The organism is Stutzerimonas kunmingensis (genome assembly GCF_900114065.1).
Lineage (GTDB): Bacteria > Pseudomonadota > Gammaproteobacteria > Pseudomonadales > Pseudomonadaceae > Stutzerimonas > Stutzerimonas kunmingensis.
The window spans coordinates 149,402-165,042 of the sequence record NZ_FORS01000007.1; the positions used below are offsets into that span (position 1 = coordinate 149,402).

12 protein-coding genes are annotated in these 15,641 nt (G+C 63.1%); 4 read left to right on the forward strand and 8 right to left on the reverse strand.

Features of this window, described 5'->3' with window-relative positions:
- Positions 1-97 precede the first annotated feature (97 nt).
- On the forward strand, positions 98-1,435 hold the full coding sequence (locus tag BM275_RS16930; protein ID WP_041015968.1) for a sigma-54-dependent transcriptional regulator: 1,338 nt from the start codon (positions 98-100) through the stop codon (positions 1,433-1,435).
- A 59-nt stretch (positions 1,436-1,494) separates the two neighbouring features.
- Here the strand turns inward: BM275_RS16930 and BM275_RS16935 are convergent, their stop codons facing one another.
- Positions 1,495-2,553, reverse strand: a complete 1,059-nt coding sequence (locus BM275_RS16935) for a DUF2333 family protein (RefSeq protein WP_090522458.1) — start codon at positions 2,551-2,553, stop codon at positions 1,495-1,497.
- 215 nt (positions 2,554-2,768) lie between these two features.
- Between BM275_RS16935 and BM275_RS16940 the strand changes: the two genes are divergently transcribed.
- Positions 2,769-4,364, forward strand: a complete 1,596-nt coding sequence (locus BM275_RS16940) for a response regulator (protein ID WP_090522460.1) — start codon at positions 2,769-2,771, stop codon at positions 4,362-4,364.
- Between the two features lie 137 nt (positions 4,365-4,501).
- Entirely contained in the window at positions 4,502-6,463 is a 1,962-nt protein-coding gene (locus tag BM275_RS16945) for a methyl-accepting chemotaxis protein (protein ID WP_042926650.1), read from the forward strand.
- Between the two features lie 55 nt (positions 6,464-6,518).
- On the opposite strand, the gene BM275_RS16950 is transcribed toward BM275_RS16945, so the two are convergent.
- Positions 6,519-8,798: a YgiQ family radical SAM protein gene (locus tag BM275_RS16950; RefSeq protein ID WP_045667096.1), complete on the reverse strand. Its 2,280-nt coding sequence runs from the start codon at positions 8,796-8,798 to the stop codon at positions 6,519-6,521.
- Positions 8,799-8,966: 168 nt separating this feature from the next.
- Between BM275_RS16950 and BM275_RS16955 the strand changes: the two genes are divergently transcribed.
- On the forward strand, positions 8,967-10,832 hold the full coding sequence (locus BM275_RS16955) for a diguanylate cyclase domain-containing protein (RefSeq protein WP_090522462.1): 1,866 nt from the start codon (positions 8,967-8,969) through the stop codon (positions 10,830-10,832).
- On the opposite strand, the gene alr is transcribed toward BM275_RS16955, so the two are convergent.
- From alr to rpsF, 6 genes are all read right to left on the reverse strand, one after another.
- Positions 10,820-11,896: an alanine racemase gene (alr, locus tag BM275_RS16960; RefSeq protein ID WP_090522464.1), complete on the reverse strand. Its 1,077-nt coding sequence runs from the start codon at positions 11,894-11,896 to the stop codon at positions 10,820-10,822. The two genes, BM275_RS16955 and alr, sit on opposite strands and share 13 nt — an antisense overlap.
- 131 nt (positions 11,897-12,027) lie before the next feature.
- On the reverse strand, positions 12,028-13,422 hold the full coding sequence (gene dnaB, locus BM275_RS16965; RefSeq protein WP_014819054.1) for a replicative DNA helicase: 1,395 nt from the start codon (positions 13,420-13,422) through the stop codon (positions 12,028-12,030).
- Between the two features lie 103 nt (positions 13,423-13,525).
- A complete protein-coding gene (rplI, locus tag BM275_RS16970) occupies positions 13,526-13,972 on the reverse strand; it encodes a 50S ribosomal protein L9 (RefSeq protein ID WP_014819053.1) in 447 nt (148 codons plus the stop codon).
- 21 nt (positions 13,973-13,993) lie between these two features.
- Positions 13,994-14,887: a YybS family protein gene (locus tag BM275_RS16975; protein WP_014819052.1), complete on the reverse strand. Its 894-nt coding sequence runs from the start codon at positions 14,885-14,887 to the stop codon at positions 13,994-13,996.
- A gap of 34 nt (positions 14,888-14,921) precedes the next feature.
- Positions 14,922-15,152, reverse strand: coding sequence for a 30S ribosomal protein S18 (gene rpsR / locus BM275_RS16980; RefSeq protein WP_003283112.1), 231 nt, complete (start codon positions 15,150-15,152; stop codon positions 14,922-14,924).
- Positions 15,153-15,180: 28 nt separating this feature from the next.
- On the reverse strand, positions 15,181-15,597 hold the full coding sequence (gene rpsF / locus BM275_RS16985) for a 30S ribosomal protein S6 (RefSeq protein WP_003298557.1): 417 nt from the start codon (positions 15,595-15,597) through the stop codon (positions 15,181-15,183).
- Positions 15,598-15,641: the final 44 nt, after the last annotated feature.

Here is a 15,641-nt window from a genome sequence, read left to right on the forward strand (position 1 = left end):
TCGACCAAAGCGACAGCCACGACACAGCCGGCGGAGTTAACATGCTCCTCAGCCGCAATCCCCGGCGACAATCGCTTCACGAATCAAGAGCAGGACCATGACCGCGCGCCAGAAAGCACTGATCATCGATGACGAGCCGGATATCCGCGAACTGCTGGAAATCACTCTTGGCCGCATGAAACTCGATACCCGCAGCGCTCGCAATCTCAAGGAAGCGCGCGAATGCCTGGCCCGCGAGCATTACGACCTGTGCCTTACCGATATGCGCCTGCCCGATGGCAGCGGCCTGGAGCTGGTGCAATACATTCAGCAACAGCACCCGCAGCTGCCGGTGGCGATGATCACTGCATACGGCAGCCTGGATACCGCCATTGGCGCGCTCAAGGCCGGGGCATTCGACTTTCTCACCAAACCGGTGGACCTCAACCGCTTGCGCGAGCTGGTCGGCACGGCCCTGCGCCTGAGGGCGCCTACAGCGGAAATGCCGGTGGACAGCCGCCTGCTCGGCAGCTCGCCACCCATGAAGACCCTTCGCAAGCAGATCGGCAAACTCGCCCGCAGCCAGGCGCCGGTTTATATCAGCGGCGAGTCCGGCAGCGGCAAGGAGCTGGTGGCCCGACTGATTCACGAGCAGGGTCCTCGCAGTGAAAAGCCCTTTGTGCCCGTCAACTGCGGCGCGATCCCGTCGGAACTGATGGAAAGCGAGTTCTTCGGCCACAAGAAAGGCAGCTTTAGTGGCGCCATCGAGGACAAGCCCGGGCTATTCCAGACCGCCAATGGCGGCACGCTGTTCCTCGACGAGGTAGCCGACCTGCCGCTGCCGATGCAGGTCAAGCTGCTGCGCGCGATCCAGGAGAAGGCTGTACGCGCGGTCGGCGGCGCTCAGGAACTAATGGTCGATGTGCGCATCCTCTGCGCCACCCACAAGGACCTCGCCAGCGAAGTGGCCGCAGGTCGTTTCCGCCAGGATCTGTATTACCGCCTGAATGTCATCGAACTGCGCGTGCCGCCACTGCGCGAGCGTCGCGAAGACATCGGCCTGCTCGCCGAAGCCATGCTTCGGCGTCTTGCGGCGGAGTGCGGTGACAGCAGCGCTCGCCTGCACCCGGATGCTCTGGCCAAGCTGGAAAACTATCGCTTCCCGGGGAACGTTCGTGAGCTGGAGAACATGCTCGAGCGGGCCTACACACTCTGCGAGGGCGATGAGATCAAGGCGGGCGATCTACGCCTGGCAGACAGCCCAGGCGTATCGGAGAACGGTGAAGCCAGCCTGGCGCAGATCGACAATCTGGAAGATCACCTGGAAGAGATCGAGCGCAAGCTGATCATGCAGGCGCTGGAGGAAACCCGCTGGAACCGCACTGCGGCGGCCCAACGGCTGGGGCTGACCTTCCGTTCGATGCGTTATCGGTTGAAAAAACTCGGACTGGACTGAGCGATGAGCCAGATTGGCGTCGAGTCACTCAGACACGACGCTTGCTGGAGGTGCTCGCCTTACCCCTGCGTCAGCAAGTTGCGCAGATCGATGATCGCCGCATTGGCACGGGAGATGTAGTTGGCCATCACCAGCGAGTGATTGGCCAGCACGCCGTAGCCGCTGCCATTGAGCACCATCGGACTCCACAGCGGCTCCTGCGCGGCCTCAAGCTCGCGGATGATCTGCCGCACGCTGATGGTGGCGTTCTTTTTCGCCAGCACGTCGGCGAAATCAACCTCGATTGCGCGCAGCAGATGTGACAAGGCCCACGCCTGACCACGCGCCTCGAAGAAGACGTTGTCGATCTGCAACCACGGCGTTTCGACGACCTCCTCCTTGACCTGCGGCACGACGCCCGCACGCTCCTGTTCGGGCGCAACATCGGCATCCAGCCGCACCCGGCCAACGCTGGCAGAGAGGCGCTGGGACAGCGAGCCGAGCCGCGTGGCGGCATCGCCCAGCCAGTTGTTAAGGTTGTCAGCACGCGTGTAGAACAGCGCCTTGGGCTGCGGATCGCTGAGCCGAGCCAGGTAGCGATCCAGGCCGCGGATAGCGTTGCGGTACTCGGACTCGGAGGCCGGCAATGCCCAGCTGCGATTGTCGAAGTTGAACAGCGGCTCGGCCTTGGCCAGATCGGTGTCCTCGGTCGACTGCGACTGCGAGCGGGCGAAGTCCTTGCGCAGCGCCCGAGCGAGATCGCGCACCTGCACCAGCACGCCATATTCCCAGCTCGGCATGTTGTCCAACCACAGACCCGGCGGCGCGATATCGTTGCTCAGGTAGCCACCCGGCTTATCCAGCAAGGTACTGGCAACACGCTTGAGCGTTTCCACGGTGGTATAGCCGCTGACCAACTGCCGCTGTGAGGCCTCGGCTGCCTGGCGGCCGCTCTGCTGTACGGGAAACAGATCGGGCTCGCGGCTCCAGTGCCAGCCGAGCACCAAGGTAACCAGCAGGTACACGCCCAGCAGGACGGCAAGAACCAGCAGAAGCGGATTACCCTCCCGCCGTCCGGCCCCGCCGGAAGGGCCACTCGAGCGGCCGAGACGAGCGAAGCGATTCTTCCAGTCCAACATGGGCAATGTGTCCTTCTCGCGAGTTCTGGGGTTCGACCGCACGACGTCGGAGACGTTGCGCTGACATGTCTTTACTATAACGCAGGGCCCCTGTTCACTCAGCGCCAAATTGAGAACCACTACCGCACAGTGGACTTCCAAAGCACCGCCGCAGTGATAGCATGCCGCCACCATAAAGCCAGGGCAGCGCACCCTGTGCACCGGGAAGAATCGCGATGTCGGATCAGGAAGAACTCAAGCAGCATTTCGCCCAGCGGGTCATTCACCAGGCACGCGAAGTGCTGGAAGTTTGGCAGCAACTGCAACGCAGCGAATGGAACGAGGACTACCACGCTGCCCTGACCGAAGCGACGACGCGGCTGCGGCGCTTCGCCGACCGCTTCGAGCAGACCGAGCACAGCGAGCTTGCCCTGAGCATCGAAGATTGCCTGAGCGACGTCCGGGACAACCGTGGCCGTCTCTCCAGCAGCACCATCTCCACCCTCAGCCAGCTGATCTACCGTCTGGCGCGCACCGGGCTGCGCCACAGCGATCCACATAATCAGTCGTTTCTGCCGCCACTGAGCAAGCCGGTGTACATCGCCCTGCAGGATCAGCAGCGCGCCGAACACCTGGTACGCCAGCTGGACTTTTTCAGCATGTCCGCGCAGGCGTTCAGCAATGTCGCGGCCTTCCGCACCGCGATGCATCGCCGCCATCCGGCCGCGATCGTCATGGAGGTGGATTTCAATGGTCCGAGCGAAGGGCTGCGCCTCGCCGAGCAGGTCCAACAGGGGCTGGAATCGAAGCTGCCGATGCTGTTCTTCAGCCACCTGGAAACCGATACGCCAACGCGCCTTGCTGCGGTGCGCGCCGGTGGCCTGGAGTTCTTTACCGGCACCCTCGACGCCAGCAGCCTGCTGGAGAAGATCGAAATATTCACCCGCACGGCGCACTACGAACCGATCCGCGTACTGATCATCGACGACTCCCGGGCCCAGGCCACCCACACCGAGCGAGTGCTTAACAACGCCGGCATCGTCACCCAGACACTGATCGAGCCGATTCAGGCCATCGGCGCTCTGGCCGAGTTTCAACCGGACCTGATCATCCTCGACATGTACATGCCCGAGTGCCAGGGCACCGAACTGGCCAAGGTTATTCGTCAGCACGAGCGCTATGTCAGCGTGCCGATCATCTACCTCTCGGCCGAGGACGACCTGGACAAACAGCTCGACGCCATGGGCGAAGGCGGCGACGACTTCCTCACCAAGCCAATCAAACCCAGTCACCTGATCGCCACCGTGCGCACCCGCGCGACCCGCGCCAGAAGTCTGAAGGCACGCATCGTCCGCGACAGCCTGACCGGGCTCTACAACCACACCCACAGCCTGCAGTTGCTCGAGGACGCCCGCTTCCGTGCGCGCCGCGACAACAGCCCGCTAAGCTTCGCCATGCTGGATATCGACCACTTCAAGCAGGTCAACGACACCTTTGGCCACCCAATGGGCGACCGGGTGATCAAGAGCCTCGCGCTGTTCCTGAAGCAGCGTTTGCGCAAGACCGATCACATCGGCCGCTACGGTGGCGAAGAGTTCGCTGTGGTATTGCCGGACACGCCAGCGGACGTCGCCTGCAAGGTACTCGACGAGATCCGCCAGCGCTTCGCGGAGATCCGCTTTCCCGCCCAGCCCCACGACCTCAGCTGCACCTTCAGCTGCGGTATCACCGAGCTGGCCGGCGATGCCGAGGTCAAGACGCTCACCCAACAGGCCGACGAAGCGCTGTATCGCGCCAAGCATGGCGGCCGCAATCGCGTCGAACGCTACTGACACGACGGATACCCCAATCGCCACGTCTGACAGCGCCTCGCAGAGGCGGCGACCTGGCAGGCCCGCGCTCGCTGTAACGCGAATGACATCAAACTGCCATACCTTGCAAGCCTCCTGATTCGTTCTGCGAGGCGAGGATGCGCCTGAAGTCGCTCACCACTCTCAACACCCTGCTGCTCATTGCTGTCTGTCTCGCGCTGGGTGCCACGCTCTGGTGGTCCGAGCGTGCCATGGAGCGCCCCTACCTGCTCATGGCGCGTTACCTGGGGCTGTCTCAACAGTTCCAGCATCAGGCAGCGGAAAATATTCAGGGCTATCTCGCCAGCGGTGACGCATTGCGTCATAGCCAGGCGCAGCAGGCGCTCACCGATCTCCAGCGCGACGTAATCGAACTTCCGGATGGTCTGGCGGAAACGCTACGCCCGAGCCTGGAAGAGCTGGTCCGCTTCACCGCCACTGACCTGCTCGCGGCTGGCAAGCTCGCCGGCGATCCGCAGGGCTTGCTGCTGCAGGCAGAGCGCGAAATGGCCGGAGCGCTGTCGCAGCTCGACGACTACCAGGCGGAAGCCGATCATCCGAGCGCGCGACACTATCAACAGCCTCTTTTCTCGGCCGGGCAACAGCTGCTGCGGCTCAGCCACGCAAGGGGAAAGCTGGTCGCCTCCGGCCGGGATGAACTGGCCAGCGAAGTGGAGCAGACCCTGCATAACCTCGAACAGGACGCCGCAAAGCTCGAGGCACTGCCGTTACTCGGGGTGCTCGCAGCCGAGCAGTCGGCCGCGAGCAATTTCGCCGCCCTGCTCGACCTCGGCGATGCCGCGAAGCAGACCAGTGAAGACCAGGGCGTTGCGCTCAAGCGCGAGCTGACCAGCCTGATCAAGCGCTACCCGGCCGAACTGCAGCGCACCCGGCAGCTGATCCGCCAGCGCAGCGAGCTGCTGCAGAGCAGCGCCGGCAAGATCGATGCCGTGCAACAGGCCCTGGCCGAGCTGGAGCCGGCGGTACGCGCCGAGCATGGCCGTATCCAGGCCGAGGTGCGCATGCTGCAGGGCGGCATCATCCTGCTGATCCTGCTGATCGCCCTGGCCATCGATCGTCTGCAACGCCAGCTGACCCGAGCTCTCGGTCAGCTGGTGCCGGCACTTTCGGAATGGGCCGAGGGAGACTTCGCCAGCGATGCACGGATCGAGTCGAAGATCCGCGAGATCGCCGATATCGAAAGCTCGCTCAATCGCCTGCGCAGCTACCTGCTTGGCCTGGTCGGAACCCTGCGCCAGCAGGCGACCCAGGTCGCAGCCAGCAGTCGAAGCCTCGACGAAATGAGCAGCGACCTGCACGAAGGCGCCCAGCGCCAGACCGGCGATACCGCACAGATACGCGATTCGCTGAGCGAACTGGAGGCCACCATCCAGCAGGTCGCCGATGGTGCCGGAGAAGCCGCCGAGGCGAGCCGCGCTGCGGCGCGCGCCGTGCATCAGGGTCAGCAGGTGATCGGCCAGAGCCTGACCGGCCTGCATGGGCTGGTCAGCGAAGTGCAGGACAATGCGGCGGCGATCGAACGCCTGGCCGACGAAACCACCACCATCGGCAACGTGCTGACGGTGATCCGTGCCATCGCTGAGCAGACCAATCTGCTCGCGCTGAATGCCGCCATCGAGGCGGCCCGCGCCGGCGGTCATGGACGCGGTTTCGCCGTGGTGGCCGACGAGGTGCGCTCACTGGCGCAGCGCACCAGCGGCGCCACCGAAGAAATCCAGCAACTGATCGGTCGCCTGCAGCTGGCGGCACGGCAGTCGGTCGAGGCGATGCGCAGCCAGGTCGAGCATGCGCAAAGCACGGCGAACCTCGCCGAAAGTGCCGATCAGGCACTGGACGAGATCGTCTCGACCATCGCCACCATCAGCCGCATGGCCGAACAGATCGCCCAGGCGACCGCCCAGCAGGGCGAAGCGGTGGGCGAGATTCGCGGACACAGTGAGCGTATCCACCAGCTCGGCGACGCCAACCTGAATCACATCAGCCGGGGACGTGAGCAAAGTGCGCAGATGCTGCAGCTGGGCAGCGAACTGGATCGCGCGACCCAGGCGTTCAGATTCTGAAAAAGAAAACGGAGCCTGCCGCTCCGTTTCCTTATGCCGGCAAGCCTCCCTACCGCTAGCGGGGTGCGACCGGACGCTGCGGCTTACCACCCTTGCCAGCCGGCTTGCCGCTCTTTTCCGCCTTGCGCCGGGCCTCGGCCGCGGCCTTGGCCTGCTCGCGCTTGTCCCAGGCGTTACCGTCATGGCTGCGTGGCGGCAGGCCGTTGTGCTGGGTGAGGATCTTGCCGCCCTGCCCGGCCTTCTTGCTGCCGACTGGCGTCGAGTTCTTGCGCCGCGCGCTCTGGTAGCCCTCGGTGGCCGGCTGGTGCGCCGGGATCAGCTGGTGCTTGCCATTGCCGATCAGGTCGGCGCGGCCCATACGAATCAGCGCCTCACGCAGCAGCGGCCAGCCCTTGGGATCGTGATAGCGCAGGAAGGCCTTGTGCAGGCGCCGCTGCTCCTCGCTCTTGACCACGGTGACGCCTTCGCTCTTGTAGGTCACCTTGCGCAGCGGGTTCTTGCCGGTGTGGTACATGGCGGTGGCCGAGGCCATCGGCGACGGATAGAACGCCTGCACCTGGTCAGCGCGGAAGCCGTTGGCCTTCAGCCACAGGGCGAGGTTCATCATGTCCTCGTCGGTGGTGCCGGGATGCGCGGCGATGAAGTACGGGATCAGGTATTGCTCCTTGCCCGCCTCTTTCGAGTACTTCTCGAACATGCGCTTGAAGCGATCGTAGCTGCCGATGCCCGGCTTCATCATCTTGTCCAGCGGCCCACGCTCGGTGTGCTCCGGCGCAATCTTCAGGTAGCCGCCGACGTGGTGGGTGACCAGCTCCTTGACGTACTCCGGCGACTCCACAGCGAGGTCGTAGCGCAGACCGGAGGCGATCAGGATCTTCTTCACGCCTGGCAGTGCGCGCGCCTTGCGGTAAAGCTCGATCAGCGAGCTGTGGTCGGTGTCGAGGTTCTCGCAGATGCCAGGGAACACGCAGGACGGCTTGCGGCAGTGCTTCTCGATGTCGTGGCTCTTGCAGGCCAGGCGATACATGTTGGCAGTCGGCCCGCCGAGATCGGAGACCACGCCGGTGAAGCCCGGTACGTTCTTCATCTCCTCGATCTCATGCAGGATCGACTCGTGGGAACGGCTCTGGATGATGCGGCCCTCGTGCTCGGTGATCGAGCAGAAGGTGCAGCCACCGAAGCAGCCACGCATGATGTTCACCGAGAAGCGAATCATCTCGTAGGCCGGGATCTTCGCCCCGGCATAGGCTGGATGCGGCACCCGCGCATAGGGCGCGGCGAACACGTAGTCCATTTCCTCGGTGGTCAGCGGAATGGGCGGCGGGTTGAGCCACAACTCACGATCATCGTGACGCTGGACCAGCGCACGGGCGTTACCGGGGTTGGTCTCCAGGTGCAGCACGCGGTTGGCGTGGGCATACAGCGCCGGGTCGTTGCGCACCTTCTCGAACGACGGCAGGCGGATCACCGTGCGATCACGCTCGAGTTTCGGGTGCGGCAGCAGCTCGACCGGGCGGGCTTCGTTCGGGTCGTCCTGCGGCCCCTTGTCCTTCTCGATGGCGCAGGCGGACAGGTCCTGCGTATTGACGTAGGGATTGATGATCTTGTCGATCTTGCCCGGACGGTCGATGCGCGTGGAGTCGATCTCGAACCAACCCTCGGGCGTGTCCTTGCGGATGAACGCGGTGCCGCGCACGTCGGTGATCGCTTCGATCGGTTCGCCGCGGGCCAGGCGCTGCGCCACCTCGACGATAGCGCGCTCGGCGTTGCCGTAGAGCAGCACATCCGCCGTGGCATCCATCAGGATCGAGCGACGCACCTTGTCCGACCAGTAGTCGTAATGGGCAATGCGGCGCAGCGAGGCTTCGATGCCGCCAAGCACCACCGGAACGTGCTTGTAGGCCTCCTTGCAGCGCTGGCTATAGACCAGGCTGGCGCGATCGGGCCGCTTGCCTGCCAGGCCGCCCGCCGTGTAGGCGTCGTCGGAGCGCACCTTGCGGTCGGCCGTGTAGCGATTGATCATCGAGTCCATGTTGCCGGCGGCGACACCGAAGAACAGATTCGGCTCGCCGAGCTTCATGAAGTCGTCTTTGCTGTGCCAGTCCGGCTGGCTGATGATGCCGACGCGAAACCCCTGCGCTTCGAGCAGTCGGCCGATGATCGCCATGCCAAAGGACGGATGATCGACGTAGGCATCACCGGTGATGATGATGATGTCGCAGGAATCCCAGCCGAGCTGATCCATCTCCTCCCTGCTCATTGGCAGGAACGGCGCCGGACCGAAACACTCGGCCCAGTACTTGGGATAGTCGAACAATGGCTTTACGGCGTGCATGGCGGGAAACCGGGACAACGAAAACGGGCGCGGAATATAGCACAAAAAATAACCAAGTCCGACCATCACGCAGGGTCTTTATCGACCTTCGCGACGGGCGCGCGAAGTGTCACTGCCGCCCGCTATACTCGCGCGACTCAACCATTGCTTCGAGCCCGGGAGTGTCTGGTGCGCGTCGTCCTTTTCGCCTTGCTCCTGAGCCTTTGCAGCCAGGCCTCCGCTCATGCCGAAACCGCCCTCCTGAGTGCCAGTGACAGTGGCCGCGGACTGAATGCCCACGTCACGCTGCTGGCCGATCCCGGAGCCGAGCTGAACATCGACGACCTGCAACGCCCGGACGTAAAGGCGCGCTTCGTGCCAGCCGAAGGCAAGGCCAGTGTCGGACAGAGTCCGCATCCCTGGTGGATCCGCGTCAGCCTGCAACGGGAAAGCGATGCACCGTTTCAATGGTGGCTGGAAGTCGGATCGGTAACCCTGAAAGACTTGCGCATCTATTTGCCGGACGGCAACGGTGGCTGGATCGAGCGGCAATCCGGCGAACTGGTCGGGTTCAACGAAGGCCGCGACCATGCCTATCGGCGCATGCTGTTCAGGCTTCCGCCACTCGGTGACAGCCAGCCGGTGACCTTCTACCTGCGCAGCTACGACCCCGCCGGGAACTCCTTTCCGCTCAAGGTCTGGCAGCTCGATGACCTGCAGGAGCAGGCGGTGGGCGAAAACCTGTTTCTCGGCCTGATCTACGGCGTCATCCTGGCGATGCTGCTGTACAACCTGTTCATCTTTCTCAGCCTGCGCGACAGCGCCTATTTCTGGTACGTGGTGACCACCACCGGCGCGTTGCTGATGATCCTGGCGATGACCGGCCATGGCTTTCAGTACCTCTGGCCGAACGGCCCGGTGCCCTTCTGGCTCGACCGCATCAGCATCCCGGCACTCTGGGGGTTCAGCGCCTGCCGCTTCACCCAGACGCTGTTGCAGACACGCCAGTTCGTGCCCTGGGCGCATCGCCTGCTGACCTTTGCCTTGACGCTGTATGCCACCGCCGTGCTGCTCAACGCCTTCGGTTGGCGCGCGTTCGGCGCCTGGGTATTCGTGGCGCTGGCGCTCACCGCGATTCCCGCCTCGCTGTGGGCTTCGTTCCGTCGCTGGCGCCAGGGCTATTTCCCCGCACTGCTTTATCTGCTCGGCTTCGGCGTGATCCTGGGTAGCGTCAACCTGCTCCTGCTGCGCGCCACAGGTGTGGTTCAGCCCGCGGCCTGGAACGCCTACCTCTTTCCGCTAGCGGTGACCGCAGAATCCATTCTGTTCTCCTTCGCGCTGGCCTACCGCATCCAGATCCTCAAGCAGGAACGGGCAGCAGCGCTGGAGCATGCCGATCAGGAAAAGAGCGCGCGACTGAGGCAGGTTCAGGCCAGCGCCGAGCAGCTCAGCCTGGCAGTGGAAACCCGCACCGCCGAGCTCGCCGAAGCCAACCGGCATCTCAGCGAACGAGAAGTCGAACTGAAGCAGGTCGCTTTTCACGACGCACTGACCGAGCTACCCAACCGGCGCTATCTCATCGAGCGTGTCGAGATGGCGTTGAGCGATGCCCGACGCCGCGGTGAATCCATCGCCCTGCTGCTCATCGACCTGGACCACTTCAAGCCCATCAACGATGGCCACGGCCACGATGCCGGCGATCTGCTGCTGCGTACGCTCAGTCAACGCCTGCGCGACCTGGTGCGCAGCAGCGACATGGCGGCACGCCTGGGCGGGGATGAATTTGCAGTACTGCTGACCGGCCCGAACGTCGAACAAGACGCCGCCCAGATCGCCGAGCGGCTGCTGCACGAGCTGTCGCAGCCGGTGCCCTACCGCGACGTCACGCTGGCCGTCACGATTAGCGTTGGCGCCGCATTCTTTCCACGCCATGCCGATGGATTTTCACAGCTGTACAAAGCTGCCGACGAGGCCCTCTACCGAGCCAAGCATCAAGGGCGCGGGAACTGGGTCCAGCAGGAAGAGCAAGCACGGCCCGCCGATCAACCGATGTAGCGGCGCGGTACACGCCCGGTCACCTTGGTCAGCAGCTCGTAGCCGATGGTCCCGCAGGCCTGGGCCAGCTCGTCGATTGGCATCTGCGCGCCCCACAACTCCACGGCATCCCCTACCTGCGCCTGCGGCAGATCGGTGAGATCCACCGCCAGCATGTCCATCGAGACCCGGCCGGCCAGCGGCACCCGCTGGCCATGAATCACCACCGAGGTGCCCGAAGGCGCGGCACGCGGGTAACCATCGGCATAGCCGCAGCTGACCGTGCCGATTCGCGAGGCGCGTTGCGCGACCCAGCTGGCGCCATAGCCGACACTTTCACCTTCGGACACATCACGCACGGCGATCAGGGCACCGGTCAGCGTCATCACCGGGCGCAATCCAAGTTCCTGCGCACTCAGCTCGGCGAACGGCGTGGCGCCATAAAGCATGATGCCGGGACGAATCCAGGCCATATGTGCCTGCGGCAACGCCAACACCGCGGCAGAGTTGGCCAGCGAGCAATTATCGAACTCCAGGGCCAGCAATTCGCTGTAGCGCTCCAGCTGCAACTCGGTCAGGGCATGACCGCGCTCATCGGCGCAGGCGAAGTGGCTGATCAGGTTGAGCTCGCCAACCTGTGCCTTGCCCCTGAGCCGCGCATGGCATTCGCGCAGGCCGTGCAGGGTGAAGCCCAACCTGTGCATGCCCGAATCCAGCTTCAACCACACATTCAACGGCCGCGGCAGATCGGCCGCCAGCAACCAATCGGCCTGACGCTGATCCTGGATGGCAACATCCAGCCCAAGCTCGGCGGCGCGCAAATACTCAGCCGGCTCGAAACAACCTTCCAGCAGCAGGATGCGGGCATCGGGCGCACTGAGGCGAACCTCTTCCGCTTCTTCCAGGCAGGCCACGGCATAGCCGTCGGCAATCTCGCTTAGCGCCGTAACCGCTTCCCGTGCGCCATGCCCGTAGGCATTGGCCTTGACCACGGCAAACGCCTGGCGCTGCGGGGCGCATTGCTTGGCGAGCAGGTAGTTGTGACGAAGCGCGGTCAGATCGACCGTGGCAACCAGCGGACGCATGAAGTTTTTCCTGTACAACAGCGGGTGGGCGAAATCTTACTCCTGTGGACCGGGCCGCGCAGGCTGGCGTTCGGCTGAGTCGGGCGGCAACAACATACAGCCCGCCGTCAAAAACGCCACAGCAGCTACGCTTATTCGTCGTCGAACTGGTAGCTGCCCGGTGCCAGGTTCTCGAAGCGTGAATAGCGGCCGAGGAACGCCAGACGCGTTGTGCCGATCGGGCCGTTACGCTGCTTGCCGATGATAATTTCGGCGACGCCCTTGTACTCGGTTTCGGGGTGATAGACCTCGTCCCGGTAGACGAACATGATGATGTCGGCGTCCTGCTCGATTGCCCCCGATTCACGCAAGTCGGAGTTCACCGGGCGCTTGTTGGGGCGCTGTTCGAGCGAGCGGTTGAGCTGCGACAGGGCGATCACCGGACAGTTGAATTCCTTGGCGAGGCCCTTGAGCGAGCGCGAAATCTCGGAAATCTCGTTGGTCCGGTTGTCGCCGCTCGAGCCTGGGATCTGCATCAGCTGCAGGTAGTCGACCATGATCATGGCGATCTCGCCGTGCTCACGGGCCAGGCGCCGCGTCCGCGCACGCATCTCCGACGGGCTGATGCCGGCGGTATCGTCGATGAACAGCTTACGGTCGTTGAGCAGATTCACCGCGGAGGTCAGCCGCGGCCAGTCGTCGTCCTCAAGCTTACCCGCGCGGACCTTGGTCTGGTCGATGCGGCCGAGCGAAGCGAGCATACGAATGACGATGGAGTCCGCGGGCATTTCCAGGGAAAACACCAGTACCGCCTTGTCGGTGCGCAGCACGGCATTCTCGACAAGGTTCATGGCGAATGTTGTCTTACCCATGGACGGACGACCGGCAACGATGATCAGGTCAGCCGGTTGCAGTCCGTTGGTGGCTTCGTCGAGATCGGTAAAGCCGGTGGACAGGCCGGTGATCGCCTCACCCGCATTGAAGAGGGTGTCGATACGATCGATGGCTTTGACCAGGATGTCGTTGATGCCGATCGGTCCGCCGGTCTTGGGCCGCGCTTCGGCGATCTGGAAGATCAGGCGCTCGGCTTCGTCGAGAATTTCTTCGCCGGTACGCCCCTGTGGCGCGTAGGCGCTGTCGGCGATCTCGTTGCTGATGCCGATCAGCTGGCGCAATGTGGCGCGCTCGCGAATGATCTGCGCGTAGGCCTTGATGTTCGCCACCGAAGGCGTGTTCTTCGCCAGCTCACCGAGATAGGCCAGGCCGCCGACCTGCGGCAGGTGCCCTTCCTTGTCCAGTTGCTCGGACAGGGTGACCACGTCGAACGGCGAGTTGCGCTCGGCCAGGGTGAAGATGGCGCGGAAGATGAGGCGATGATCGTGGCGATAGAAATCGCCATCGGATACCTGGTCGAGCACGCGCTCCCAGGCATTGTTGTCCAGCATCAGGCCGCCAAGTACCGCCTGCTCTGCCTCGATGGAGTGCGGCGGTACCTTGAGCGCTGCGGTTTCCAGATCGTATTGCTGGGGGACACTGATGTCGTTCATGGCACTCGGAATTCGAAACTACAAAAAAACAAAGGGCACGTTCCACTCGCGTGGAAACGTGCCCGATGTTACTCGTCAGGCACCAGCGGTGCCAGACGATGGCTTAGCCGGCTACGACGATCAGCTTGACGGTCGCTTCGACGTCGGTGTGCAGGTGCACAGCTACGTCGTACTCACCAACCTGACGGATGGTGCCGTTCGGCAGACGGACTTCGCTCTTCGCTACTTCAACGCCAGAGGCGGTCAGTGCGTCGGCGATGTCGTGAGTGCCGATGGAACCGAACAGCTTGCCCTCATCGCCCGCGGTAGCGGTGATGGTGACTTCCAGTTCGGCCAGCTGAGCGGCGCGAGTTTCGGCAGAAGCCTTACGCTCGGCAGCAGCTTTTTCCAGGTCAGCACGACGAGCTTCGAACTCGGCGATGTTGGCTGCGGTAGCAGCAGTAGCCTTGCGCTGCGGCAGCAGGTAGTTGCGACCGTAACCAGACTTGACGTTTACCTTGTCGCCCAGGTTGCCCAGGTTTGCGACTTTTTCCAGCAGGATGACTTCCATTTGAGTCTTACCTCTTAACTTTTAACCTTCACCGTTCGCAGGTCCCGCGCCATTCTTACCGGCTGCGCGACCACGAAAATCAAACAGACTGTCGACAATGGCCAAAACGGCCAGTAACGGATAAATCAACTGCATGAACAGCACCAGCGTGACGTACAGCCCCACCAGCCAGAATCGCGGCAGACGCCCCTGAGCCACCAGCCCGTGCATTAGCGCGATACCGGCAAACACCAGCGGTACACTGCACAACGGCGTCAAAACCGCCAGCTGCGCACCCAGGTTCGGTCCAAGCAGCATGCCGACCAGCAGCAGCACCGCCAGCAGTGGCGGGAACCGCAGCGTACGAAACTCACTGCCGAAACCGCCCGGGTTGTACAACGCTGCCTGCCAGTAACGACCAAGCATTAGGCTAAGCAGGGTGACGACCTGCAGCAGTGCAGCCAGAAGGCCGGTCAGTACCGGTGCCAACAAGGACTCCAAGCGTCCGCGCTCCTCCACCGAAAGCTGCTGATAGGCGCCTGACAATGCGTCAGGCAACACTTTCTGCAGTTCGCTGGCCAGCGCCGCAATGGGCTCGCCGAACACCGCACCGAGAGCCCAGACATACAGCAGTCCAAGGCCCACACTGCACAACATCACCCGCACCCACGAAGCCTGACTGCGCAGCAGTAACGCCAGCCCCAGCGAGCCCAGCAATACCAGCAGGGTTCGCGGATCGCCGAAGTACCACCAGGCCAGTGCCGGCAATACCGCCCAGACCAGCACACCCAACGCATCGTTGAGGCCACGGCGCAACAACACCAGGCTGCCCGCGGCTGCACTCAGCCAGAACAACATGGGCAACGCTGCAGCACCCGCCACCACGAAGATGGCTTGCATACGGCCGCGCATGATGAACTCAGCCAGGGCACGCATGCGATTTATCCTTTACTTCTGTCGACCAGCCGGATCAACGGCCGTGGCTGTCGGTGTAGGGCAGCAGGGCCAGGTAGCGGGCGCGCTTGATAGCGGTAGCCAGCTGACGCTGATAACGTGCCTTGGTTCCGGTGATACGGCTAGGAACGATCTTGCCGGTCTCGGAGATATAGGCCTTCAGGGTGTTGAGATCTTTGTAGTCGATCTCTTTCACGCCTTCGGCGGTGAAACGGCAGAACTTACGACGACGGAAAAAACGTGCCATGAAATAGGCTCCTCAATAGATCCGTGGATTACTCGTCAGCGTTGTTATCGCTGTCACTGTCGCTCTCGTTGGAGCCGTCAGTGTTGTCAGGGCGATCACGACGCTCGCGGCGCTCGCTACGGTTTTCCTCGGCCTTGAGCATTTCAGACTGTTCGGTCTCGGCTTCGTCGCGACGAATGATCAGGTTACGGATGACGGCGTCGTTGTAGCGGAAGTTGTCTTCCAGCTCGGCCAGGGCCTTGCCACTGCACTCGACGTTCAGCATCACATAGTGAGCCTTGTGCACGTTGTTGATGGCGTAAGCCAGCTGACGACGGCCCCAGTCTTCCAGGCGGTGAATCTTGCCACCGTCTTCTTCGATCAGCTTGGTGTAACGCTCCACCATGCCGCCGACCTGCTCGCTCTGGTCCGGGTGAACCAGAAAGATGATTTCGTAATGACGCATAATTGCTCCTTACGGGTTGCAGCCTGCCGACTAAGCGGTCAGGC